The sequence below is a fragment of the Rossellomorea sp. QJM3NY_18 genome (genome assembly GCF_056173145.1).
This window is the reverse complement of the sequence record NZ_CM149659.1, coordinates 2,916,319-2,940,564: the sequence shown is the minus strand read 5'-3', so window position 1 is coordinate 2,940,564 and position 24,246 is coordinate 2,916,319. Positions and strand designations below refer to the sequence as shown.

The following is a 24,246-nucleotide window of genomic DNA, read 5'->3' as shown; positions in this document are numbered from 1 at the left end:
TAAAATCGAACAATCGTGAACTATATTAAAATACAAAGGTGATTTTGATCATGGCTAAAGATCAAGTACTAACCCCGGAACAGGTTATTGATAAAACAAGAGCATACTTAAATGATGAGCATGTTGAAATGGTCCAGAAGGCATACGTATATGCAAGGGATGCCCACAGTGAGCAATACCGTAAGTCTGGTGAACCCTACATCATCCATCCCATTCAGGTGGCAGGGATACTGGCGGATCTAGAGATGGATCCGGCAACCGTTGCTGCAGGGTTTCTTCATGATGTAGTGGAGGATACGGGTATTTCCCTCGGTGAAATTGAAGAAGCGTTCAATGCCGAAGTGGCCATGCTCGTTGATGGGGTCACGAAGCTTGGAAAGATAAAATACAAATCCCATGAAGAGCAACAGGCTGAAAATCACCGGAAAATGTTTGTAGCGATGGCTCAGGATATCCGGGTCATCCTAATTAAATTGGCAGACCGCCTCCATAATATGAGAACCCTGAAACATTTACCACAGGAGAAGCAGCGGAGAATAGCAAATGAGACACTTGAAATCTTCGCTCCTTTGGCCCATCGGTTGGGAATTTCAAAGATCAAGTGGGAATTGGAAGATACGTCGCTCCGATATTTAAATCCTCAACAATATTATCGTATTGTCAATTTGATGAAGAAAAAGCGTGCCGAGCGTGAACAATATTTAGAGGAAGTCGTCAATGAAGTGAAAGATAAGCTGGGCGACGTGAAAATCGTGGCTGAAATATCTGGACGGCCGAAGCATATTTACAGCATCTATCGTAAGATGGCCCTGCAAAACAAACAATTCAATGAAATCTACGACCTCCTTGCCGTACGTGTTGTAGTAGACAGCATCAAGGACTGCTATGCTGTACTCGGAATCGTTCATACATGCTGGAAACCGATGCCCGGAAGGTTCAAGGATTATATTGCCATGCCGAAACCGAATATGTACCAATCCCTTCATACGACGGTCATCGGTCCTAAAGGCGACCCACTGGAAGTGCAGATCAGAACTCTTGAAATGCACCAAATCGCTGAATACGGGGTTGCGGCACACTGGGCGTATAAAGAAGGAAAAGAAGCCAATGAACCTGTTTCGTTCGAGAAAAAGCTATCCTGGTTCAGGGAAATATTAGAATTTCAGAATGAATCGGCCAATGCTGAAGAATTCATGGAATCTCTTAAAATCGACCTGTTTTCCGATATGGTCTTTGTATTCACGCCTAAAGGAGATGTATTGGAATTGCCATCAGGCTCCGTTCCCATCGACTTTTCCTACAGGATCCACTCGGAAATCGGCAACAAAACGATCGGTGCAAAGGTCAACGGGAAAATGGTCACTCTTGATTACAAGCTGAAAACGGGGGATATCATCGAGATCCTTACGTCCAAACATTCGTATGGTCCTAGTCAGGATTGGCTGAAGCTTGCCCAGACTTCCCAGGCAAAGAATAAAATCAAGCAGTTCTTCAAGAAACAGCGCAGGGAAGAAAATATTGAAAAAGGCCGTGAGCTGGTCGAAAAAGAAATAAAGAATCAGGATTTCGATGTGAAGGAAATCCTCAATCCCGAAAACATCAAGCGAGTGTCGGAGAAATTCAATTTCTCCAACGAGGATGATATGTATGCAGCCGTCGGGTATAACGGGATCACAGCCGCTCAAATCGCCAACCGTTTAACGGAAAAACACCGAAAGAAGCGGGAACAGGAAGACAATCTGGAAGAAACGATGAAGGAATTGAATGCTCAACCCGTCAAGCGGAAAAAAGATGCAGGTGTACAGGTAGAGGGGATCGATAATCTCCTTATCAGGTTATCCCGCTGCTGCAGCCCGGTTCCAGGGGATGAAATCGTCGGCTTCATTACCAAGGGGCGCGGCGTTTCAGTCCATCGTGCGGATTGTACCAATGTGATGGCGGATGAAGTGGAACAGCGCCTCATTCCCGTCTCATGGGAAAGCGACGGAAATGACCGCAAAGAATACAATGTCGATATTGAAATCTCCGGCTATGATCGCAGAGGACTCCTGAATGAAGTTCTTCAGGCGGTGAATGAAACGAAGACGAATATATCGGCTGTGAGTGGAAAATCGGACCGGAACAAAGTGGCCACCATCAATATGTCCATTTCGATTCAAAACATATCCCATTTGCACAAAGTGGTAGAGAGAATCAAACAGATACCAGATGTATATGCTGTAAGACGAATCATGAACTAAAGGAGATTTCTTTATGAGGGTTGTACTGCAGAGAAGTAAAGAAGCCTTCGTCACTGTTGATGGAGAAGTAAAGGGAGAAATCCATTCAGGCGCTGTACTGCTTGTAGGGATCACCCATGAAGATACACAGGAAGATGCCCGTTATGTGGCAGAAAAGGTTGTGAATCTTCGCATTTTCGAAGATGATGAAGGAAAGATGAATCATTCCCTGCTTGATGTGGGAGGGGAGATTCTATCGATTTCCCAATTCACCCTGTATGGCGACGTCCGAAAGGGAAGAAGGCCGAATTTCATGAATGCGGCCAAACCCGAGCATGCAGAAGTGATCTATGATTCTTTCAATGAGATTCTCGAGGGAAAAGGAGTGAGGGTAGCAACAGGCGTATTCGGTGAGATGATGGATGTGAATCTGACGAATGATGGTCCTGTTACACTCTTGATCGAGAGTAAAACCTGATAAAAAGGCTGATTCCAGTAGCGGAATCAGCCTTTTTATTTGAATGGACATCAATCTGAGAAATAATCACTCAGCCCATGATAGATGGCCGTCGCAGCCAAATCTTGAAAATACTGAGTATTCGCATTGGCTTCTTCTGATGGATTGCTGAGGAATCCCAATTCCAAAAGGACGGCTGGCCTGTTGTTTTCACGGATGACATGATAATCCCCGATACGGACACCACGGTCCGAGGTGGGTAATCGATCCGAGAGACTCTCGTGGACCTCCTCTGCCAGCTCTTTTTGCTGGTTCTGATAGTAGTAAGTCGTATGACCTGTAATGGAAGAATCCATAACGCTGTCAAAGTGGATGCTGATAAAGGCGTCTGCCTGATTATAATGAGATAATGATACCCTTGATGGTAAAGATAAATATTCATCGGTTTTTCTTGTTAACTTGACCTTTGCCCCTGCGCTTTTCAATTTTTCGGCAAGGAGTTCACCGGTTTTCATGGTAAGGAGCTTCTCAAGTGTACCACTTGCTCCCGTAGTACCACTGTCCCTTCCTCCATGTCCGGGATCGATCACAATCACTTTATCTTCGAGACCGCCGCTTTTTTTATGATCAGGCGTCGTGTTTTCACCTGCTGCAGAGCGGACCGAAACGACCCAGCCGGCTACAAAACCAGCACTGCCATCGGCTAATTCCACCTCATACCAGTCTCCATCCTTACTCTTTACTTGAAAAGACTCTCCACTTGCTGCTCGTTTGACGACACTTGCCTGGGTGTTTGCTTCGCTGCGAATATTTGTACCGTTGTATAGAATCGTGATGTTTTCATTTGAGCTGTTACTTGAATGGGAGGCGGCAGTCACTGTTTTTTGAACATACCATCCGGCAACCCATCCTTTTTCCCCATTCGGGAGCTTGATTTGATACCAATTATTTTTCTCTTTTAACAATTTGAATTTCTCACCCTTGGATACCTTACCGACAATTCGGCCGTTCAGGGAGGTTTCATCCCGAACATTGAGACCATGTACCGAAATGATCCCGACCATGTCTCCAGTGGAGGATGATTCCTCTTCGGATGGGCTTGTTTCACCTTCTTCAGAACCTGTAGAGAACTCTACGTATGAATCACTGATCCATGCAATCTCATCGCCGAATCGGATCTCATACCAACCGGAAACACTTCCGGTCACCTCTATCTCATCTCCTTTATTCAATACCCCAAGGATGGAGCTCTGCAGGGATGGTGATGTTCGAACATTCAAAGCGTCATCGGTGATGATCCCTTTTTGGGTTACCTTTTTTTTCTCTTGGGCGGCTTCTGTTCCCGTTATGTAATCACGGTGGACCCATCCCCTCGTGCTTCCTGATTCAATGTTCAGCCAGTCTCTATCTTCTTTCGTAACTTTCACCGTATCTCCATTTTGTAATACCGTCACGACGTCGTCTGAAGTGCTTGGGCCACTTCTGACGCGGAGACCGTCTGTGTTCACCTGACCTTCTCGAGGGGATGAATCATCGGAGACAGTCTTTTCCACTGTGACGAGCCAATCGGCCACCCAGCCGTCGCCACTATTTGTTTCGACTTTATACCAATCCTTTTGTGTCTCTACTATTTTGTACTCTTCCCCTCTATGTACTGTTGTCAAAACGGGGAAGCTCAGTCCCGGTCCTGTGCGGACATTAAGGGTGGAAACACTGATCGTGACCTTTCCGGTTTCAGCCTGTGCCTGATCCGTGAAGGGCTGCACCTGGAACATCAAGAGTACAATCAACATTGATGTGATTACTTTCTTAATCTTCGTCACCTCCTGTAAGAAATACAAACACCCATAGTAATATCGGATTTTCCTGCTCAAGTGTTGAACACCATCTGTCAATTTTTTTAGAAAAAGGGGTGTTCCTGAAGAAATCCTTATGGTTTTAATACGATAAAAAAAATAAAATCCCTCTAAAACGAAAGAAAAATAGGTAAATGGAAATGATAAAGGTAGGAATGTTTTTGAAAGGATGAATATACGTGAGGTCGAGTGAAAAAGGATTCATGAGCGCAAATGGAGATAACCAGTTATTTGGAGTGGATTTCCATCAGTTTTTAGAACGTGAAAAAGATGCATTGAATGTAGAACTTGCTTCCGAATTCGGATTATCGTTACGGGAAGTGAAATTGTTAAAAAAGAAAATGGAGCGATCCTGACGAAATTTCCTTTAACCTCTTGACATGGACCTGCGCCAACCGTATCATTATACAAATAAAATAACATTTACAAAAACCGTTGATCGAGCACAGTAGCTAACCCCCGCATGTAAAGAGAGGAAATGCCTTGGCTGAGAGCATTTCTACAATGTGACTTAGTGAATGAACACTCAGGAGGTTTCTCTCTGAAAACTTATTCGTTAGTAGGAGATGAACGTACCAGGCGTTAACTGGCTAAGTGGAGGTCTTTCATAGACTTCAATTAGGGTGGCACCACGGGAATAACAGCTCTCGTCCCTTGTATAGTATACAAGGGACTGAGGGCTTTTTTTATTTACATAAACATCAACGTGCACGATAAAAGGAGGAAATCATCTTGTCCATTCAGATTCCAAGAGGTACACAGGACATCCTGCCTGGTGAAGTGGAAAAATGGCAGTATGTAGAGGAAGTGGCAAAGACCCTTTGTCACAACTATCAGTATAAAGAAATCCGCACCCCGATTTTCGAGGCGAGTGAACTGTTCACCCGTGGAGTGGGGGATACGACGGATATCGTACAGAAAGAAATGTATATGTTTGAAGATCGGGGAGGCAGAAGCCTGGCACTACGACCTGAAGGGACCGCATCTGTTGTCCGCTCCTTTGTAGGAAATAAAATGTTCGGTCACCCGAATCAGCCGACGAAGCTTTATTACTCGGGTCCGATGTTCCGTTATGAGAGACCTCAAGCCGGCAGGTACCGTCAATTTGTCCAATTTGGCGTCGAAGCTCTCGGAAGTGAAGATCCTGCCATTGATGCAGAAGTGATTTCCCTCGCAATGGGAATTTATAAGAGATTAGGGCTGACTCAATTAAAGCTTGTCATTAATAGTCTTGGTGATGCCGGAAGCAGGAATGCACACAGAGAGGCATTGATCAATCACTTTAAACCGAGGATCGATGAATTCTGTGGCGATTGCCAGAATCGCTTGGAGAAAAATCCACTGCGGATCCTTGATTGTAAGAAAGACCGAGACCATGAATTGATGTCTACAGCACCATCGATTATTGACTATTTAAATGACGAATCGAAGCAGTATTTTGAAAAAGTTCAAACTCACCTTTCAGACATGGATGTGGAATTCGCAGTGGATCCCACCCTCGTCCGCGGCCTTGATTATTATAATCATACAGCCTTTGAAATCATGAGTGATGCAGAAGGCTTCGGGGCCATTACGACTCTTTGCGGAGGTGGGCGCTACAACGGACTGGTTGAAATGATCGGTGGTCCTGAAACGCCTGGAATTGGATTTGCCTTCAGTATCGAAAGGCTGCTTGCGGCATTGGAAGCAGAAGGGGTCGAACTCCCGATTGATCAGGGAGTCGAGTGCTTCATCGTATCATTGGGTGATGATGCGAAAGATTATGCTGTCAAGCTTCTTCATCATTTAAGAGCGGCAGGGATTTCTTCAGAAAAAGATTATCTGGATCGCAAGGTGAAGGGCCAATTCAAAGCGGCCGACCGCTATGAAGCGAAATATGTGGCCGTCATCGGTGATAACGAATTACAAGAAAATAAAATCAATCTGAAAGACATGGCTACTGGTGAGCAGGAAGAAGTGAGCCTGGATCAGTTTGTTGACAATGTAAAGAGCAAGCTCGGTAAATAGAACGCGTTGATTTGATAAGGAGGAGAACATGATGACAAAAAGAACCGCATATTGTGGAGACATAACAGAAACATACATCGGTGAGAAAATCACGATCAAAGGCTGGGTGCAAAAGAGAAGGGACCTGGGAGGCTTGATTTTCATAGACCTTCGTGACAGAGAGGGAATCGTACAGGTCGTGTTTAATCCAGATTTATCGGAAGATGCCCTTTCCCTTGCAGAGAAAATCCGTAATGAATATGTCCTGAGCATAACGGGTACGGTCGTGGCAAGGGGAGAAGGAACGGTGAACCCGAACCTGAAAACCGGAAAAGTGGAAATCCACGCAGAAGAGGTTCAAATCATCAATGAAGCGAAAACCCCTCCATTCATGATTGATGACCAAATGGAAGTGTCGGAAGATGTCCGCTTGAAATATCGTTACGTAGACCTTCGTCGTCCAGCGATGATGGAAACCTTCAAGATGCGTCATCATGTAACGACATCATTCCGCAATTTCTTGAACGATAACGGCTTCCTGGACGTGGAAACGCCGATCTTAACGAAGAGTACGCCGGAAGGGGCACGTGATTATCTCGTTCCGAGCCGTGTCCATAAAGGGGAATTCTATGCCCTGCCACAGTCACCACAAATCTTTAAGCAGCTGCTGATGGTTTCCGGATTCGACCGTTATTATCAAATCGCCCGCTGTTTCCGTGATGAAGATCTTCGTGCAGACCGTCAACCTGAATTCACGCAGATTGATATGGAAATGAGCTTCATGGATAAAGAACAGATCATTTCACTTGTCGAAGATATGATGAAGAAGCTCATGAATGATGTGAAAGGCGTAAACGTTACATTACCTATCCAGAGAATGACGTATGACGATGCCATGAGCCGTTATGGTTCTGACAAACCGGACACACGCTTCGGCATGGAACTGATCGATGTATCCGAAATCGTCAAGGATTCAGGCTTCAAAGTATTTGCCGGCGCTGTCGCGGACGGTGGGCAAGTGAAGCTGATCAATGTGAAAGGTGGGGCATCACAGTATTCCCGTAAAGACATTGATGGATTGACTGAGTTTGTTTCCCGCTACGGAGCAAAAGGGTTGGCATGGCTGAAGGTAGAAGAAGAAGGCTTGAAAGGACCGATCTCAAAATTTGTGACTGAAGAAGATGCTTCGGCGATTTCAACTACTGCGAATGCAGAAGCAGGTGACTTGCTGCTGTTTGTGGCAGATAAGAAATCAGTTGTGGCAGACGCCCTTGGTGCCCTTCGATTGAAATTAGGGAAAGACTTGAAGCTGATTGATGAAACAGTATTCAACTTCCTGTGGGTGACAGACTGGCCGCTACTTGAGTTTGACGAAGGGGAGAACCGTTACTATGCAGCGCATCATCCATTCACGATGCCGGTGAAGGAAGATCTTGAACTGTTCGAAACGGACCCTGCATCTGTCCGTGCCGAAGCGTATGACCTTGTCTTGAACGGATACGAACTTGGAGGCGGATCACTGCGGATATACGAGCGTGACATACAGGAAAAAATGTTCAAGGTCCTTGGATTCTCGAAAGAAGAAGCGGAAGAGCAATTCGGTTTCTTATTGGAAGCCTTCGAATACGGAACGCCTCCACATGGCGGGATCGCCCTTGGGCTGGACCGTTTAGTGATGCTCCTTGCTGGCCGCACGAATCTCCGGGATACGATTGCGTTCCCGAAAACGGCAAGTGCAAGTTGTGTACTGACAGATGCACCGGGTGGAGTAAGTGAAGCTCAATTAAAAGAGCTGTCTTTGTCACTCGATGTAGAATAATGTAATTAAATTCCGGGGGTCATTCGTTGAAATCATCCTGGTGGTATGATATTATTTAGACAATCACAAACGAGTCCTGATGTGTACGACGTTTTTACCTAACAGTTTTGACCGAACAATTCAAACTTCGGGAGCTTGATGTTTCCGCTAGGCGTTCATGCCCCGTGCCGGGGACTAACAAATAGTGGAATAAAGCACCCACCTGCCGAGAGCGGGTTCAAAACGAAGGAAATGATGGCGGCGGCACGATTGGGACTCGTCCAAACAAATTAATAACAGATATTTAAATAAATTGAAGAGTCAGGCTTACACCAGCCTGGCTTTTTTGTCGGGGCTAAACCTACCCTAAATAGGGTAAACGAAAGAGAAGGACAACATTTCATGTTGATTTTCGGTCCCCTATCCTTTATTCTAATTCAGTATAAACCTAGTTGAATACTTATAATGGAGTTGATTATTTTGCTACACCAGTTTTCTCGAAATGAACTAGCGATCGGCAAAGAAGGTCTTCAAACCCTTAAAAATAGTACGGTGGCCGTACTCGGAATCGGGGGAGTGGGATCCTTTGCAGCTGAAGCGTTAGCACGTTCCGGTGTAGGCCGTTTAGTGTTAGTGGATAAAGACGATGTGGACATCACCAACGTAAATCGTCAGGTTCATGCATTGCTCTCTACTGTGGGTCAGCCAAAGGTTGATTTGATGAGGGACCGCATTATGGACATCAATCCGGACTGTGAGGTCATCGCTTTAAAAATGTTCTACACGGAAGAAACATATGAGGAATTCTTTGATCAGGGCCTCGATTATGTCATTGATGCCTCTGATACGATTTCCTATAAAATCCATTTAATGAAAGAATGTCTGAAGCGGGATATTCCATTGATTGCGAGCATGGGCGCGGCGAATAAAACCGATCCGACCCGCTTCAAAATTGCTGACATCAGTAAGACGCATACGGATCCTATCGCCAAAGTGATCCGTACCCGCCTGAAAAAAGAAGGAATCAAAAAAGGTGTGACGGTGGTTTTCTCTGATGAGAGCCCTATCGTCATCCGTGAAGAGATCAGAAAGGAAGTAGGGAAAGATGATGCGAAGATCCGTAAAGCACAGCTTCCTCCGTCTTCCAACGCCTTCGTTCCTTCCGTGGCCGGGCTGATTGCAGCGAGTCATGTGACGAACCAGTTGTTAAAAGATATTGAAATCAAAAGAGTAAAAGACAAATCATAATTCTTTAAAAGGACTGAATCCCCAAGGTGGATTCAGTCCTTTTGTCTGTCCTTCGTTCTTTCTCCTTTTTCATGAGCATCCTTCATCTGAAAAAATTCCAATAAATAGGTAAAAAAAGGATTGACGTTTTATTCTGTCATAGTGTACTATCTAACTAGAACACTAAAACACATTACGGAGGAGTGTAAGGATGAACGCGTTTAAAGGTCTTCTCTGGAAAGACTTCAAAACCTCCAGTATTTGGTTTTATGGCTGGATAGCCATTATTTTTCTCATTTTTATCATAGGGTTGATGATTGGCCATTATGTCCAGGAGCCAAGCATGACACAAATATTCCTCATTATGATCGGAGTATTCCATTTCGCCTTTCTTCCGGGAATCGTCTGCTCCATGCTGAGGGTGGAAGGGAAAACCCAATTGTGGCTTCATAGTCCCCATAGCGGATTTAAGCTCCTATTATCCAAAATCATCATTGCCTTTATTTATTCCACTCTATCACTGTTACTAGTAGATATATTGGGGATTCTGACCATGGTCATTTTTCAGGAGGAATCTCTTTTCTCTTATTGGCCATTCAAAGAAGGCATTCTCTTTAATCTTGGCGTGACGATTGTCGGACTCTACTTTTCCGGATGGACGATATTCCTGTGGACACTCTACCATTCACTCTCAAAGTATCCGTCACTCAAGAGTATACGCTGGATCGTTATAGGGGGTTGTATCATTGTCTATCAAAGTATAGTGGCTTTTTTCATGAGTATTGAATGGGTGGAAAGATTCTTCTTCGAAACCTTTACCGTAAAGGTGAGTTCCGGATTCTTTTTCTCCGTTGGTGCCGATGAAACGAATGCTGGCTTCGATGCTGAAATGATCCCATTCCCGGTCATGCCTTTCCTGTTTGAAGGAATGATCATGATCATCGTCTTTATCATTTCCTGCCGGTTATTGGATCGTAAGGTTGAGGTGTAGCTTATGACAGAAGAATACACAGCTTCCAAGCCCATCTACCTGCAGATTGCTGATCGAATCATCCGTGAAATCGTGCGGAAAGAGTTAGCACTTGGTGACAAACTGCCTTCCGTCCGGGAAATGGCCGTCCAATCAGGAGTGAATCCGAATACCATTCAACGTACGTACAGTGAATTAGAAAGGATGGACATCGTGGAGACGAGGAGAGGGCAGGGAACATTTGTGACGGAAAAGGAAGAGGTTCTGACAGAGTTGAATGAAAAAGTCCAGAGGGAAGTGATCGAGTCCTTCATCCGGAACATGAAAGAACTGGGTCTGACGAAAGTTCAAATGATCCAGGGTGTTGAAAAATACCTTGACAGAAGAGGGGAGGAATAGATATGGTGGTGAAATTTGAAGGTGTCACCAAGAAATACGGGAACGAAATAGCATTGAACCAGACATCCTTTCATTTTCAAAAAGGGAAGATATATGGTCTCCTCGGTCCGAACGGCAGCGGCAAATCCACCACATTAAAAATGATTGCCGGACTTGTGCTCCCGAATGCGGGGACTGTCACCATGAACGGGAAACCGGTCACCAGGAAAAGTGCCAGCGAAGTCGCCTATTTGACAGAACTGGATATGTTTTATGAAGCGTTCACCGTTGAGGGGATGATTCGGTTCTACGCCTCTCAATTCCCTGATTTTGATACAGGGAGAGCGTGTGAACTGGTCGAATTCATGGAGCTTGATGGCAGGAAGAAGATCAAGCATTTATCGAAAGGGAATCGGGGCAGACTGAAGCTCGTATTGGCATTGTCCCGCAACGCGGAAGTGCTGCTACTCGATGAACCATTCTCAGGGCTGGATCCCATGGTTAGGGATACGATCGTGAAAGGCCTCCTCTCCTATATTGATTTCGGACAGCAGACGGTGATCATAGCCACCCATGAAATCGATGAGATTGAAGCGATCCTGGATGAAGCCTATATCATCTCGGATGGAGAAATAAAAGGCCATTGTCAGGTGGAAGAGCTGAGAGAATCAGAAGGCCTATCTGTCCTGCAGTGGTTGAAGAAGACAACAAAATCAGAAGGGAAGATGAAATGATGAAGACGGTTGTGCAATTACAAAGTGTTTCCAAAGTCATCAAAGGAAAAACCATCATTGATAATTTAACGTTCGACGTGTATGAAGGGGAAGTATTCGGTTTCCTTGGACCGAATGGAGCAGGGAAAACAACGACGATCCGCATGATCGTTGGATTGATGAATATATCAAAAGGAGATGTCCTTATCTCAGGAAAAAGCATCAAGAAAGACTTTGAAGGCGCCATTAAGGATGTGGGGGCCATCGTTGAAAATCCTGAGCTTTATAAGTTCATGTCGGGATATCAGAACTTACAACACTTTGCCCGCATGCAAAAAGGGATTTCCGATGAACGAATGAAAGAAGTCATTGAGCTGGTCGGTTTAACGGACCGTATCAATGATAAGGTGAAAACGTACTCCCTTGGAATGAGACAGCGTCTGGGACTTGCCCAGTGCCTGCTCCATAAACCGAAACTACTCATTCTCGATGAGCCGACAAACGGTCTTGATCCGGCTGGAATCCGTGAAATCCGTGCGTATATCAGAAAACTTGCCGAGGAAGAGGGCATGGCGGTCATCGTATCGAGTCACTTATTATCTGAAATGGAAATGATGTGTGACCGAATCGGGATCATCCAGTCCGGTAAGCTTGTCGATGTGCAACAAGTCAGGGACTTTGTAGAAGGGTCTGAACAAGTCTATCACTTCGAAATCAACGATGTGGAAAAAATTAAAGCCGTTCTTAACAGTTTCGACCCCGGCATCAAGTTTGAATCCCAAGGATCACAAGTTCAGGTGGCCCTGACAAAAGAACAAGTACCGGATGTCATCCGGGCACTGGTAGAAGCCGATGTGCAAATATACAGCGTCATGCCTGTAGCCAAAACATTGGAGGACAGGTTCCTGGAAATTACAAATGATAAAGGAGAGGTCATGCATGCTTAGTCTTATTAGAAATGAATGGACCAAAATCTTCAAGCGGGTCGGAACGTTTGTCATGCTTGGACTGTTGATTCTCATTATTGGAGTGACAGGCGCATTCACCAAATATAGCGATTCGAAAGCAAAAGAAATGAATAACTGGAAACAGGAACTAACAGCCCAGGTGGAATCAGATAAGCAAATGTTGGCTGAAACTCCTAATTTGAATAAATTTATTAAAAAAGACACTGAACGAAGAGTCGCGATAAACGAATACCGCATTGAGAACGATATCGAACCAAAAGTAAAAGAAACGACCTGGACGTTCGTAGAAACGAATGCCAATGTCGTTCTGGTTGTAGGATTATTCACCATCATTGTGGCAGCAGGTATCGTCGCAAGTGAATTTAGCTGGGGGACCATCAAGCTATTGCTCATCCGCCCTATATCGCGCACCAAAATCCTTCTTTCTAAATACTTTACCGTCATTTTGTACGGCATGAGTTTGTTGTTATTATTATTCGTCGTATCACTCCTTCTTGGGCTTCTATTGTTCGGAGGGACAGATCAGTCCACTCACCTGGCATTTATCGATGGGAAAGTGGTTGAACAGAATATTGTTGGATACTTGATCAAGACGTACTTATTACAAACCGTCAATATCGTGATGATGGCTACCATGGCCTTCATGATTTCAGCTGTGTTCAGAAGCAGCTCACTGGCGATCGGAATTTCATTATTCTTACTATTCGTCGGGGGCAATGCCACAAGCCTGCTCGCCCTTAAATTCGACTGGGCAAAATACAGTCTGTTCGCCAACACAGACCTGACTCAGTACACAGGCTTTACAGCGCCACTCGTCGACGGCATGACCATGGGCTTCTCCATCACCATGCTGATCATTTATTTCATCATCTTCCAGCTGCTTGCCTTCCTGGTATTCAATAAAAGGGACGTAGCGGCATAGAAAAGCCTCCAGGGTCTAGCCGCCGCAGCTGGACAAAATAATGTAAAAACAACAAAGTGACGAACTCATCAGAGTTCGTCACTTTTTATGTGTATCGATATAAATCAGAAAATTTCAGGCGTGTAACTTGTTCAAGGAGGTAGGCGGACTTCGTTGCTTCCTTTTTGCGAAGTGTATTCAGGGCTTCAATCATTTTGTCGTGTGTCATGAGTCCCACACCGTGGCCGAAATACTGGTCTTCTTTTATAAAGACAGAGTTTTCACCCATCCAGATCGGATCTTCAAAATCGGGGTTAAAGAAGTAATAGACATCCCCGGGGATATAATCCAGCCCTTTGTATGTGACCATCGGAAGGTCATCATCATAGTTGTGGCCCCAGACAAGGAGATGTGAGTACAGTTCATTGAAATAGGAAGGTTTGATCGTATCAAGGATGGATTTATAGTAAAGCAGGACGATACTTGTTACGCATTCGAAGCTGTACGCAGAACTGTTGGTGAAGATATCATCAATGGCGTCAGATGGAAGCTTGGATTCCTTCAACTGGTATCCGTAAGGGGTCTTGGTCCAAAATGTCGGGTTGAACTTTGAATGTTCAAAAGCTGAAAAAGTGGCGTCACTTTCATTCATTTTTTTTGCATTAGAAATGATTCTTTCCCTTACTTTCAGCTCATATTTGAGCTCTGGAAGATTCCGATACCGATAGTCGGTGGGGCTTTCTTTTAATGTAGTAAATATGTTTTCTTCAACAGCGGTCAGGTTCGGTAAATCCTTTGGGTTGGATTCATTTTCGATGATGATCAATCCATACACCTCCAGGCCTTTTTACTAATGTATGATTGGGTGGGGGGATATGGTAATAACACAGTGAAAAAAATGGAAGAAGAAACGATACTCTTCCGTCTCTTCTTCCACTAAGTTTTCAGGTTATTTTACCTGCTTGTTTATCTTCTCATACACCTGAGCTATGGCCTGTTCGAATTTCCCTGTGGCTTTGGGGGTGTAGTATTGAGCCTTTTTCAGTTTATCCGGCAGGTAGGTTTGTGGCACCCATCCTGATTCATAGCTGTGTGGATATTTATATTCCACACCTCTGCCCAATTCTTTCGCGCCTTGATAGTGTGCATCTTTCAGATGATCGGGCACTTCGCCGCTCTTTCCTTTCCGGATGTCTGCAAGGGCAAGGTCGATGGCGGTGATTGCCGAGTTTGATTTAGGTGATAGACAAAGCTCGATGATTGCGTTCGCTAACGGAATCCTGGCTTCTGGAAACCCGATCTTCTCAGCTGTTTCCACTGCCGCGAGTGTCCGTGGTCCCGCCTGGGGATTGGCAAGGCCGATATCTTCATAGGCAATCACGAGCAGTCTCCGGGCAATGCTAGGCAGATCTCCTGCTTCAACGAGTCTTCCGAGGTAGTGGAGGGCTGCATTCACATCACTTCCGCGAATCGATTTCTGAAATGCGCTGACGACATCATAATGAGCATCGCCATCTTTATCGTGAGAAAAGCTTTTCTTTTGAAGGCACTCTTCTGCAATGGAGACATCAATATGAATGACCCCATCCTCACCAGGTGAAGTGGACAATACAGCCAATTCCAATGCATTCAGGGAACTTCTTACATCACCGAAACTGCTACTTGCAAAATGTTCAATCGCTTCATCGGTTACATCGAGTGAATATCCGCCCAAACCGCGTTCTTCATCTTCAATGGCACGGTTCAGGGCGATTTTCATTTCTTCTATTGAAAGAGGCTTTAATTCGAAAATCTGGCATCTGCTTCGAATGGCTGGATTGATGGCATGATAGGGATTGCTTGTTGTCGCCCCGATCAATGTAATCATCCCGTTCTCTAAATAGGGAAGGAGGAAATCCTGCTTTCCTTTATCCAGTCGGTGGACCTCATCCAATAGGAGGACCACACTTCCTGACATTTTCGCTTCTTCTGCTACGATTTGAATATCTTTTTTATTATTCGTCACGGCGTTCAGGGTTTTGAAACGGTATTTTGTACTTCCGGCTATGGCACTTGCAATGGACGTTTTTCCAATGCCGGGAGGACCGTACAGGATCATGGATGATAGCTGCTTCGCCTTCACCATCCGGTCGATGATTTTTCCTTCCCCTACTAAATGCTGCTGCCCGATGATTTCCTCGATGGTTCTTGGTCTCATCTTGAAGGCAAGTGGTTTTATCGACATGAAACATCTCTCCAAACTGACGTTCTAGTACCATTCACTTTATCACAGGAGATCCCATTAAGGAAATATTGTGGATGCACAGTGAGAATGAAACCGCCCCTTTCACAGTGAGAGTGCGAATATGCTATAATAACAAAAGTCAATAAGAAGAAAAACGTCCCGTCTCAACATGTGACGTTATTAAATATAATAGAGGTGCTGGACATGAAGATATCAACTAAAGGCCGCTACGGTTTAACCATTATGATCGAACTTGCAAAACGCCACGGTGAAGGGCCTACTTCACTGAAGACCATCGCACAGCAGCATGAGCTGTCTGAACATTATCTTGAACAGCTTGTCGCTCCACTGCGGAACGGCGGTCTTGTCAGAAGTATCAGGGGGGCGTACGGTGGTTATGTATTGGGCCATGAGCCTTCTGACATTACAGCGGGGGATATCATCCGGATCCTTGAAGGACCGATCAGTCCCGTGGAAGGAATCGAGGACGAGGAACCGGCAAAGCGTGAACTGTGGATCCGGATCCGTGATGCAGTCAAAGATGTACTCGACAATACAACAATAGAAGATTTGGCCAGCCACTCTGATGACGGGGAATCAGATGCGTACATGTTCTATATCTAGGAGGTAACAATCAATGGAAAGAGTGTATCTGGATCATGCTGCAACGTCGCCCTTGCATCCTGAAGTGATCGATGAAATGACAGCAGTGATGAAGGAAACCTTTGGTAATCCATCAAGCATTCATTCATTTGGACGTGCATCACGTCATCTTGTGGATCATGCACGGACCATCATTGCAGAAAGCATCCATGCCGATTACAATGAAATCATTTTCACCAGTGGTGGAACAGAGGCGGATAATTTAGCGATTATCGGAACGGCGGAAGCAAATAAGGAAAAGGGTAACCACATCATTACGACACAGACCGAGCATCATGCAGTGCTGCATGCATGTGAATTTCTCGAGTCAAAAGGCTTCGAGGTCACGTACCTGCCTGTGGACCGTGCAGGAAGAATAGCGCTTCCGGACCTAGAAAGGGAACTGAGGGATGATACCATCCTCGTGACGATCATGTACGGGAATAATGAAGTGGGGACCCTTCAGCCGATTAAAGAAATCGGTGAATTATTGCGGGATCATCAGGCCATTTTTCATACGGATGCTGTACAGGCATTCGGGTTGACTAACATCGATGTCAAGGACCTGGGGGTCGATCTGCTTTCGGTTTCAGGGCATAAAATCAACGGTCCCAAGGGAATTGGATTTCTTTATTCCCATAAAGGTGTGGACCTGCAACCGGGATCATACGGCGGCGAGCAGGAACGGAAGCGTCGTGCAGGAACAGAGAATGTCCCTGCAATCGTGGGTCTTGGCAAAGCAGTGGATCTGGCCCGGCATTCTCTTGAAGAGAAGCATGCGGCGCTCTCTGGTCTCAAGAATTTACTTAGGGAAACATTGGCCCATAATGGGATAGAATTCGAAGAGAACGGATCCCTTGAGCACGGATTACCCCATGTGCTAAACTTAAGCTTTCCCGGCACGGATGTAGAATCCATGCTGATGAATTTGGATATGGCAGGTATCGCCGTTTCAAGCGGTTCCGCTTGTACGGCTGGATCGATAGAACCATCACATGTACTTGTGGCGATGTATGGGAAACAGTCTGAGCAATCAAGGAACTCCATCCGTTTCAGCTTCGGTCTTGGAAACACGGAGGAGCAGATTGAGAGGACTGCCCATGAAGTCGCAAACATCGTGAAGAGATTAACAACATAAGATGGTCGTCTAATTCAGGCGATCGAACGGAAACAAGGAGGTGGCGTTAGTGAAAAAAGAACCAAAGGATACGAGAGTGGTCGTTGGGATGTCCGGTGGAGTGGACTCTTCTGTAGCCGCATTATTATTGAAACAGCAGGGCTATGAAGTCATCGGGATTTTCATGAAGAACTGGGATGATACCGATGAAAACGGAGTATGTACAGCAACCGAAGACTACAACGATGTGATTCGGGTATGTAACCAAATTGGGATTCCTTACTACGCTGTGAATTTTGAGAAACAATATTGGGATAAAGTGTTTACGTACTTCCTGGATGAATATAAAGCCGGAAGGACCCCGAATCCCGATGTGATGTGCAATAAGGAAATCAAGTTCAAGGCATTCCTTGATCATGCGCTGAAATTAGGGGCGGATTATCTCGCAACGGGTCACTATGCCCAGGTCGAATATCGTGACGGAGAATATAAGATGCTCCGTGGCGTCGATAACAATAAAGATCAAACATACTTCCTCAATCAGCTGGGGCAGGATCAGCTTGAGAAAGTGATGTTCCCACTTGGAGCGATCGATAAGAAGAAGGTAAGGGAAATCGCGAAGGAAGCGGGCCTTGCCACGGCGACCAAGAAAGACAGTACGGGAATCTGCTTCATCGGTGAACGTAACTTCAAAGATTTCTTGAGTAACTATCTTCCGGCGCAACCTGGAAAGATGGAAACACTGGATGGAACAGTGATAGGGAAACATGATGGTTTAATGTACTATACCATCGGTCAGCGTCACGGACTTGGCATCGGCGGTGCAGGTGATCCTTGGTTCGCCATCGGGAAGGACCTGGAAAGAAACGTCCTTTACGTAGGTCAAAGCTTTGAGCACCCTGCCCTTTATTCCGATTCCATCCTTGCGACGGATGTGCACTGGACATCGAATGAAGAGAAATCGTCTGAATTCGCATGCACGGCAAAATTCCGTTACCGCCAGGCTGATAATAAGGTAACGGTCATTCCTATGGAAGATGGCAAGGTGAAAGTGATCTTTGATGAACCCATTCGAGCGGTGACGCCGGGACAGGCCGTTGTATTCTACAATGGAGATGAATGTCTTGGTGGAGGAACGATCGATACCATCTTTAAAGATGAAAAAAAACTGACGTACGTCGGATAAAGCAAAAGGACTGAGAAAAGGAGAGCTGGAATCTCTTTTCTCTCAGTCCTTTTTTTCATCAAGGAAGGATTCCATTTCCGGATGTCCCTTATGTTATACTAGTAACGATAAAAGGAAGTACATACATAAATAATAGACCATATAGAGGTGTTTACATTGGATAAGAATTTAAAAGGAATAGAGTTATTGCAAGAAGGAAAAGTAGAAGAGGCGGTAAAACTCTTTACTGAAGCCATCGAAGAAAACCCAAAGGAGCCGGTTGGGTATATCAATTTTGGAAATGTATTGATGTCGGTTGGCGACAATGAAAAAGCGAAGAAGTTTTTTGAACGGGCGATTTCCGTCGATGAAAACGCAGGAGCAGCTTATTACTCTCTCGGAAATCTCTTTTTCAATGAGAATAAGTTTGACGAAGCAAAAGATCAATTTGAAAAGGCCATCTCAAAAGGCATGGAGAATGCCGACGTATTCTTTATGCTTGGAATGAGTCTGTTCCAGTTAGATCAGCCAAGGTTTGCACTACCGTACTTTCAGCGAAGTGTTGAATTGAATGAAGAAGACATCGAAGCCCGTTTTCAATTAGGATTGTGTCTTGCTAAAGTGGAAGCATATGAAGAAGCGATCACTCAATTATCCCAAGTGGTGGAAACGGATCCGGAGCATGCAGATGCTTATTACAATCTGGGGGTTGCGTATGCAGGACACAAGGATGATGCGGATACGGCACTCATGTATTTCAACAAAGCCATTGAGGTTCAACCTGATCATATGCTGGCGGGTTATGGAATCAAGATGATCGAAAAGCTTAAAAATGAACAAAGTGAATAGTTAGGGGGTTCACTGCCTTGAGCCAGCAAGACTCTTTAAAGCTGTTTGGTGAGGAAGAAATTTATATAAAAGGAAGACATCTTGTCACTATTTTTCATAATGAGGAAAATCTCTATTCTGTTGTGAGAATCCGTGTGGACGAAACGAATGATTCATACGAGGATAAAGAGGCGGTCGTAACCGGGAATTTCCCTAAGATACATGAAGATGAGACCTATGTATTTTATGGAAGGTTTCAAGAGCATCCAAGGTTTGGCATGCAGTTTCATGCCAAGCATTTCAAGAAAGAAATCCCCCAAACCACACAGGGCGTCGTCCATTATTTATCAAGTGATCTATTTAAGGGGATCGGAAAAAAAACAGCTGAGAAGATAGTGGAGCATATCGGGGAAAATGCGATCAGTAAAATACTCGAAAATCCAAGCCTCTTAGATGAAATTCCAAAGCTTCCAAAAGAAAAGGCTAAGAGTATCTATGATACGTTATCTGAGCATCAGGGGCTCGAGCGGGTCATGATCATGCTGAATGAGCTTGGATTCGGTCCCCAGATTTCCATGAAGGTCTATCAGGCTTATAAAGAGCAGGCACTTGAAATCATTCAAAAAAATCCTTATAAGCTTGTGGAAGATATTGAAGGGATCGGGTTCACCCGGGCAGATGAATTGGGATCCAAGATTGGTTTGACAGGCAGTCATCCGGACCGGATCAAAGCCGGCTGTTTATATACCCTGGAACAAACATGCGTCAAGCAGGGTCATGTGTATCTTGAAGCGGAAGAACTCATTGTAACGGTGAAAGAGCTCCTAGAGAAAAGTCAGCCTGAAAGAATTGAATTCACCGATATATCCAGTCAACTGGTTTCGCTGGAAGAAGAAAGTAAAGTCATCGGTGAAGGGACGAAGGTGTATGTCCCCTCCCTCTATTTTTCTGAAAAAGGGATAGTGACAAACATTGAAAAGATACTGTCCCAGACCCAGTATAAAGATCAATTTCCCCAGTCTGAATTCCTTCTGTCACTGGGGGCCCTGGAGGACAGGCTTGGAGTGCAGTATGCGCCTTCTCAAAAGGAAGCCATCGAGACGGCCTTGATGTCTCCCATGCTTCTGTTGACGGGTGGACCGGGTACAGGGAAGACCACTGTCATTCAGGGGATCGTCGAACTGTTCGCGGATCTTCACGGGTGTTCTCTGGATCCCAAGGATTACAAAGATGAACCGTTCCCCGTATTGCTGACGGCCCCTACAGGACGTGCAGCTAAGCGGATGACAGAATCAACGGGGCTGCCTGCCATGACGATCCACCGACTCCTCGGATGGAATGGTCAGGAAGGATTTCAGAGCGATGAAGAACGGGCCATCGAGGGCAAGCTGTTGATTGTGGACGAAGTGTCCATGGTCGACACTTGGCTTGCCCATCAATTGCTGAAGGCTCTGCCTGAGGATATCCAAGTGATATTTGTCGGGGATGAAGATCAATTGCCGTCTGTCGGTCCAGGTCAGGTACTGAAGGACTTATTGAATTCGGAAAGCGTGCCGACTGTCAGGTTGACGGATATATATAGGCAGGAAGAAGGTTCCTCGATCATTGAACTCGCCCATTACATGAAAAGGGGACAGGTTCCCGCAGATTTGACCAAACAGCAAAAAGATCGTTCGTTCTTTCCATGCAGGACGAATCAGATTTCCGAGGTCGTTCAAAAAGTGGTTGAAAATGCAAAGAAGAAGGGCTACTCACCAAAAGATATACAGGTACTTGCCCCTATGTACAGGGGTCCTGCAGGAATTGACCGCTTGAATGAACTTCTTCAAGAGATATTTAACAGTAATGATGGGACCCGGAAAGAAATCGCCTTCGGGGATGTGAAATACCGGATAGGGGATAAGGTTCTTCAGCTTGTCAATCAGCCTGAAAACAATGTTTTTAACGGGGATATCGGTGAAATCGTTTCGATCTTTTATGCAAAGGAAAACACTGAGAAACAGGACATGATCATTGTTTCATATGAAGGCAATGAGGTAACGTATACACGGCAGGACCTCATGCAGATCACCCATGCGTATTGCTGCTCGATCCATAAATCCCAGGGAAGCGAGTTTCCCATTGTCATTTTACCTGTCGTGAAGAGTTATTATCGGATGTTACGGAGGAATCTCTTATATACAGCCATTACAAGGAGCAAGCAATTTCTCATTCTCTGCGGGGAGCTGGATGCTTTCAAACTTGGAGTGGAGAGGGAAGATGACTTTCTCAGAAAAACGACCTTGAGTGAGAAGCTGAGAGGCTTAATCGATCATGATGGTAGTCAGGGGGAAGTGGATTCATCAGATGGGGACTTACCCATTGAAGAATTCCTCCTGAATGAAGATCCGATGATTGGAATGGAAGGGATCAGCCCTTACGATTTCATGAAGGCATAAAGTTGATGAATGACGATTTCATTCATCAACTTTTTTTTAGGTTTATTGTCAACTTAAAATAAATTAAAGTTGACATATATTTAATGAAAGCGATATTCTTATCTTGTAGAAAAAATGACAGATGGGGGAAGACAGATGAACAGAAAATTAAGGACGATCGATCTTACACTGGCAGGGATGTTTGTTGCACTTATGGCGATTGGTGCCAACATCACCACATTCGTACCTTTTATGGTAGTGGGGGGTGTCCCTATTACGCTACAAACGTTTTTCGCCATTTTAGCAGGAGCAATTCTTGGAAGCAGGATCGGGGCGATTTCCATGACAGTGTACGCATTGGTTGGACTCGTGGGGGTCCCTGTATTTGCACGATTTGGAGCAGGGTTATCATCTATAGTGAGCCCGACTTTCGGATTTGTGGTTTCGTTTATTTTCACAGCTTACATCACAGGTAAAATCGTAGAAAAACATAAACATAAAGGAATCAAAGTATATATCTTCGCAGCACTGGTCGGGATGGTGGTCAATTACGTAGTCGGAACGAACTGGATGTACGCTGCTTACAAGTTCTGGGCACAAGCTCCGGAAGGATTCACCTATAAGCTCGCATGGGCATGGATGGTGGTTCCACTGCCTAAAGACATCATTTTAGCCGTCTGTGCAGGTGTCATGGCACATCGTCTAGAGAAATCGGTCCTATCAAAAAGTACATTCAGGAATCTGAATCGGGCAGCATAATGGGGGGAAGATGACTTATGAAAACGTGGAAAGCACTTGCGGAACAGGTCATTGAGGGAAGAGAAGTAACGAATGAAGAAGCTTTATCCATCCTGCGAAGTCCTGATGAGGAGCTTTTGGAGTTATTGCACAGCGCGTATTTGATCCGGAAACATTATTATGGAAATAAGGTCAAATTAAATATGATCATCAATACCAAATCGGGACTGTGTCCTGAGAATTGTGGGTACTGTTCCCAGTCGAGCGTCTCTGATGCACCGATCGAGAAGTACCGCATGGTGGATAAAGAAACCATCATGAAGGGAGCAAAAAATGCTCATCAACTAAATGTAGGCACCTACTGCATCGTGGCAAGTGGCCGGGGTCCGAGCAATCGGGAAGTGGATCATGTTGTATCAGCGGTTAAAGAAATCAAGCAACAGTATAATTTGAAGGTATGTGCGTGCCTCGGATTATTAAAGGGTGACCAGGCGAAACGGTTAAAGGAAGCAGGGGTGGATCGCTACAACCATAACATCAATACATCCGTTAACCACCATGAAAACATCACCACTTCCCATACATATGAAGACAGGGTGAATACCGTAGAGCAGGCAAAAGCACAAGGGATCTCTCCTTGCTCTGGAATCATCGTCGGAATGAAAGAAACGCTGCAGGATGTGGTGGATATGGCACATAGCCTGAAGGTTCTCGACGCCGACTCGATTCCGGTCAATTTTCTTCATGCCATCGACGGGACGCCTCTTGAAGGAACGGATGAACTGAACCCGAGATATTGCTTAAAGGTCCTTTGCTTGATGCGCTTCATCAATCCGACGAAAGAGATCAGGATATCCGGTGGACGTGAAGTGAACCTGCGAAGCCTGCAGCCATTGGGCCTTTATCCCGCAAACTCGATCTTTGTCGGGGATTACTTGACGACAGCCGGCCAGGACGGGACAGCGGACCATAGAATGCTTGAAGATCTCGGATTCGAAATTGATTATGTGAAAGAAGGAATCCGGCAGTCCGTCACCACCCGATAAAAATATTCAATGGATGCTATGGAAAAGGTTACTCCTTATGAATTCAGGAAAATATCCCACACTATATAAGAACGTTGATATTGCATCAATGTTCGTGCGTCAGAACTCATTAAACAAGTATAAAACATGCACTGATTGGACATGATGGTAGGGAATAATCACCATTATCCGGTGAAGCCCTGAGGTGAACGTACCGATGAAGTGTCCAAATTGTCAGAGCAAAGATATCGGAAAGATCGGCATCAACCAATACTATTGTTGGGGCTGCTATATTGAACTTTCCTTATCTAAGGGAGTCATTCATACTCACCAGGTAGAAGAGGATGGATCACTCAGCTCCTTAGATGACTTGTTTGATGAGGAAGAACGCCGACTAAGCTAGGAAGAGGTGTCTTTCTTGAATAAAACATTTGCATCCATCGTTGGTTTTGGAGCAGGCGTCGCGGCTTCCATCTATTCTCAAAGATCCAATATGATGAGTCAGAGACAAATGAAACGAATCCGTAAACAAGTAAAGAAACTTTTTTAACAGCTGAAAGAGACTGGCTCATTATGGGTCAGTCTCTTTATTGTTCTTTTGTGAATAAGGGTGAATG

23 protein-coding genes, 1 other RNA gene and 1 other annotated feature are annotated in these 24,246 nt (G+C 45.0%); of the genes, 21 read left to right on the top strand and 3 right to left on the bottom strand.

Going from position 1 to position 24,246, the window contains the following annotated elements:
• The first annotated feature begins 50 nt into the window (after window positions 1-50).
• Both AC0VXY_RS15225 and dtd read left to right on the top strand, forming a co-directional pair.
• On the top strand, window positions 51-2,240 hold the full coding sequence (locus AC0VXY_RS15225; RefSeq protein WP_475525728.1) for a RelA/SpoT family protein: 2,190 nt from the start codon (window positions 51-53) through the stop codon (window positions 2,238-2,240).
• 13 nt (window positions 2,241-2,253) lie between these two features.
• The gene (gene dtd / locus AC0VXY_RS15220; RefSeq protein ID WP_475525727.1) at window positions 2,254-2,697 is read left to right on the top strand and encodes a D-aminoacyl-tRNA deacylase; all 444 of its coding nucleotides are present in this window, start codon (window positions 2,254-2,256) and stop codon (window positions 2,695-2,697) included.
• Window positions 2,698-2,747: 50 nt separating this feature from the next.
• Here the strand turns inward: dtd and AC0VXY_RS15215 are convergent, their stop codons facing one another.
• Window positions 2,748-4,550, bottom strand: coding sequence for an SH3 domain-containing protein (locus tag AC0VXY_RS15215; protein WP_475525726.1), 1,803 nt, complete (start codon window positions 4,548-4,550; stop codon window positions 2,748-2,750).
• Window positions 4,551-4,735: 185 nt separating this feature from the next.
• On the opposite strand from AC0VXY_RS15215, the gene AC0VXY_RS15210 reads away from it, so the two are divergent.
• The 10 genes from AC0VXY_RS15210 (at window position 4,736) to AC0VXY_RS15165 (ending at window position 13,494) form a co-directional block, all read left to right on the top strand.
• Window positions 4,736-4,888 (top strand): RNA polymerase subunit sigma-70, encoded by a 153-nt coding sequence (locus AC0VXY_RS15210; RefSeq protein WP_263497616.1) that lies wholly within the window; start codon window positions 4,736-4,738, stop codon window positions 4,886-4,888.
• A gap of 70 nt (window positions 4,889-4,958) precedes the next feature.
• Window positions 4,959-5,190 (top strand) — a binding site (T-box leader).
• Between the two features lie 74 nt (window positions 5,191-5,264).
• Complete coding sequence (hisS, locus tag AC0VXY_RS15205) at window positions 5,265-6,539, top strand: histidine--tRNA ligase (protein ID WP_475525725.1); 1,275 nt, start codon at window positions 5,265-5,267, stop codon at window positions 6,537-6,539.
• Between the two features lie 31 nt (window positions 6,540-6,570).
• Entirely contained in the window at window positions 6,571-8,337 is a 1,767-nt protein-coding gene (aspS, locus tag AC0VXY_RS15200; RefSeq protein ID WP_435994443.1) for an aspartate--tRNA ligase, read from the top strand.
• Between the two features lie 70 nt (window positions 8,338-8,407).
• Window positions 8,408-8,597: non-coding RNA, 6S RNA (gene ssrS / locus AC0VXY_RS15195), on the top strand.
• A gap of 199 nt (window positions 8,598-8,796) precedes the next feature.
• Window positions 8,797-9,564 (top strand): tRNA threonylcarbamoyladenosine dehydratase, encoded by a 768-nt coding sequence (locus AC0VXY_RS15190; RefSeq protein WP_475525724.1) that lies wholly within the window; start codon window positions 8,797-8,799, stop codon window positions 9,562-9,564.
• A 190-nt stretch (window positions 9,565-9,754) separates the two neighbouring features.
• Window positions 9,755-10,534, top strand: coding sequence for a hypothetical protein (locus AC0VXY_RS15185; RefSeq protein WP_475525723.1), 780 nt, complete (start codon window positions 9,755-9,757; stop codon window positions 10,532-10,534).
• A 3-nt stretch (window positions 10,535-10,537) separates the two neighbouring features.
• The gene (locus tag AC0VXY_RS15180; protein ID WP_475525722.1) at window positions 10,538-10,912 is read left to right on the top strand and encodes a GntR family transcriptional regulator; all 375 of its coding nucleotides are present in this window, start codon (window positions 10,538-10,540) and stop codon (window positions 10,910-10,912) included.
• Window positions 10,913-10,914: 2 nt separating this feature from the next.
• Window positions 10,915-11,625: an ABC transporter ATP-binding protein gene (locus AC0VXY_RS15175; protein WP_475525721.1), complete on the top strand. Its 711-nt coding sequence runs from the start codon at window positions 10,915-10,917 to the stop codon at window positions 11,623-11,625.
• Window positions 11,625-12,551 carry an ABC transporter ATP-binding protein gene (locus tag AC0VXY_RS15170; RefSeq protein WP_435994445.1) on the top strand — a complete coding sequence of 309 codons (927 nt, stop codon included), beginning with the start codon at window positions 11,625-11,627 and terminating at the stop codon, window positions 12,549-12,551. The genes AC0VXY_RS15175 and AC0VXY_RS15170 overlap by 1 nt, the downstream gene beginning before the upstream one ends.
• The gene (locus AC0VXY_RS15165; protein WP_475525720.1) at window positions 12,544-13,494 is read left to right on the top strand and encodes an ABC transporter permease; all 951 of its coding nucleotides are present in this window, start codon (window positions 12,544-12,546) and stop codon (window positions 13,492-13,494) included. Before AC0VXY_RS15170 ends, AC0VXY_RS15165 begins: the two co-directional genes overlap by 8 nt.
• A gap of 85 nt (window positions 13,495-13,579) precedes the next feature.
• Here the strand turns inward: AC0VXY_RS15165 and AC0VXY_RS15160 are convergent, their stop codons facing one another.
• Together AC0VXY_RS15160 and AC0VXY_RS15155 are read right to left on the bottom strand one after the other, a co-directional pair.
• The gene (locus AC0VXY_RS15160; protein ID WP_475525719.1) at window positions 13,580-14,299 is read right to left on the bottom strand and encodes a protein-glutamine gamma-glutamyltransferase; all 720 of its coding nucleotides are present in this window, start codon (window positions 14,297-14,299) and stop codon (window positions 13,580-13,582) included.
• Between the two features lie 123 nt (window positions 14,300-14,422).
• Window positions 14,423-15,697, bottom strand: coding sequence for a replication-associated recombination protein A (locus AC0VXY_RS15155; RefSeq protein WP_435990045.1), 1,275 nt, complete (start codon window positions 15,695-15,697; stop codon window positions 14,423-14,425).
• A 204-nt stretch (window positions 15,698-15,901) separates the two neighbouring features.
• Between AC0VXY_RS15155 and cymR the strand changes: the two genes are divergently transcribed.
• From cymR to AC0VXY_RS15110, 9 genes are all read left to right on the top strand, one after another.
• Window positions 15,902-16,321 carry a cysteine metabolism transcriptional regulator CymR gene (gene cymR, locus AC0VXY_RS15150; RefSeq protein ID WP_435990046.1) on the top strand — a complete coding sequence of 140 codons (420 nt, stop codon included), beginning with the start codon at window positions 15,902-15,904 and terminating at the stop codon, window positions 16,319-16,321.
• 13 nt (window positions 16,322-16,334) lie between these two features.
• Window positions 16,335-17,477 (top strand): cysteine desulfurase family protein, encoded by a 1,143-nt coding sequence (locus AC0VXY_RS15145; RefSeq protein ID WP_475525718.1) that lies wholly within the window; start codon window positions 16,335-16,337, stop codon window positions 17,475-17,477.
• 49 nt (window positions 17,478-17,526) lie between these two features.
• Window positions 17,527-18,642 (top strand): tRNA 2-thiouridine(34) synthase MnmA, encoded by a 1,116-nt coding sequence (gene mnmA / locus AC0VXY_RS15140; RefSeq protein WP_475525717.1) that lies wholly within the window; start codon window positions 17,527-17,529, stop codon window positions 18,640-18,642.
• Between the two features lie 156 nt (window positions 18,643-18,798).
• Window positions 18,799-19,470, top strand: coding sequence for a tetratricopeptide repeat protein (locus tag AC0VXY_RS15135; RefSeq protein WP_475527875.1), 672 nt, complete (start codon window positions 18,799-18,801; stop codon window positions 19,468-19,470).
• A 17-nt stretch (window positions 19,471-19,487) separates the two neighbouring features.
• Window positions 19,488-21,887 (top strand): SF1B family DNA helicase RecD2, encoded by a 2,400-nt coding sequence (recD2, locus tag AC0VXY_RS15130; protein WP_475525716.1) that lies wholly within the window; start codon window positions 19,488-19,490, stop codon window positions 21,885-21,887.
• 135 nt (window positions 21,888-22,022) lie between these two features.
• Window positions 22,023-22,625 carry a biotin transporter BioY gene (locus AC0VXY_RS15125; RefSeq protein ID WP_435990051.1) on the top strand — a complete coding sequence of 201 codons (603 nt, stop codon included), beginning with the start codon at window positions 22,023-22,025 and terminating at the stop codon, window positions 22,623-22,625.
• Between the two features lie 17 nt (window positions 22,626-22,642).
• A complete protein-coding gene (gene bioB / locus AC0VXY_RS15120; protein ID WP_435990052.1) occupies window positions 22,643-23,650 on the top strand; it encodes a biotin synthase BioB in 1,008 nt (335 codons plus the stop codon).
• Between the two features lie 196 nt (window positions 23,651-23,846).
• On the top strand, window positions 23,847-24,032 hold the full coding sequence (locus tag AC0VXY_RS15115; RefSeq protein WP_034757353.1) for a hypothetical protein: 186 nt from the start codon (window positions 23,847-23,849) through the stop codon (window positions 24,030-24,032).
• Between the two features lie 15 nt (window positions 24,033-24,047).
• Window positions 24,048-24,179, top strand: a complete 132-nt coding sequence (locus AC0VXY_RS15110; RefSeq protein WP_079531766.1) for a YrzQ family protein — start codon at window positions 24,048-24,050, stop codon at window positions 24,177-24,179.
• Window positions 24,180-24,246: the final 67 nt, after the last annotated feature.

Excerpts from the sequence above, each read along its gene's own strand:
- AC0VXY_RS15225 (WP_475525728.1), top strand. The coding sequence starts at position 51 with ATGGCTAAAGATCAAGTACTAACCCCGGAACAGGTTATTGATAAAACA.
- dtd (WP_475525727.1), top strand. The coding sequence starts at position 2,254 with ATGAGGGTTGTACTGCAGAGAAGTAAAGAAGCCTTCGTCACTGTTGAT.
- AC0VXY_RS15210 (WP_263497616.1), top strand. The coding sequence starts at position 4,736 with ATGAGCGCAAATGGAGATAACCAGTTATTTGGAGTGGATTTCCATCAG.
- aspS (WP_435994443.1), top strand. The coding sequence starts at position 6,571 with ATGACAAAAAGAACCGCATATTGTGGAGACATAACAGAAACATACATC.
- AC0VXY_RS15185 (WP_475525723.1), top strand. The coding sequence starts at position 9,755 with ATGAACGCGTTTAAAGGTCTTCTCTGGAAAGACTTCAAAACCTCCAGT.
- AC0VXY_RS15180 (WP_475525722.1), top strand. The coding sequence starts at position 10,538 with ATGACAGAAGAATACACAGCTTCCAAGCCCATCTACCTGCAGATTGCT.
- AC0VXY_RS15175 (WP_475525721.1), top strand. The coding sequence starts at position 10,915 with ATGGTGGTGAAATTTGAAGGTGTCACCAAGAAATACGGGAACGAAATA.
- AC0VXY_RS15170 (WP_435994445.1), top strand. The coding sequence starts at position 11,625 with ATGAAGACGGTTGTGCAATTACAAAGTGTTTCCAAAGTCATCAAAGGA.
- AC0VXY_RS15165 (WP_475525720.1), top strand. The coding sequence starts at position 12,544 with ATGCTTAGTCTTATTAGAAATGAATGGACCAAAATCTTCAAGCGGGTC.
- AC0VXY_RS15155 (WP_435990045.1), bottom strand. The coding sequence starts at position 15,697 with ATGTCGATAAAACCACTTGCCTTCAAGATGAGACCAAGAACCATCGAG.
- cymR (WP_435990046.1), top strand. The coding sequence starts at position 15,902 with ATGAAGATATCAACTAAAGGCCGCTACGGTTTAACCATTATGATCGAA.
- AC0VXY_RS15145 (WP_475525718.1), top strand. The coding sequence starts at position 16,335 with ATGGAAAGAGTGTATCTGGATCATGCTGCAACGTCGCCCTTGCATCCT.
- AC0VXY_RS15125 (WP_435990051.1), top strand. The coding sequence starts at position 22,023 with ATGAACAGAAAATTAAGGACGATCGATCTTACACTGGCAGGGATGTTT.
- bioB (WP_435990052.1), top strand. The coding sequence starts at position 22,643 with ATGAAAACGTGGAAAGCACTTGCGGAACAGGTCATTGAGGGAAGAGAA.
- AC0VXY_RS15115 (WP_034757353.1), top strand. The coding sequence starts at position 23,847 with ATGAAGTGTCCAAATTGTCAGAGCAAAGATATCGGAAAGATCGGCATC.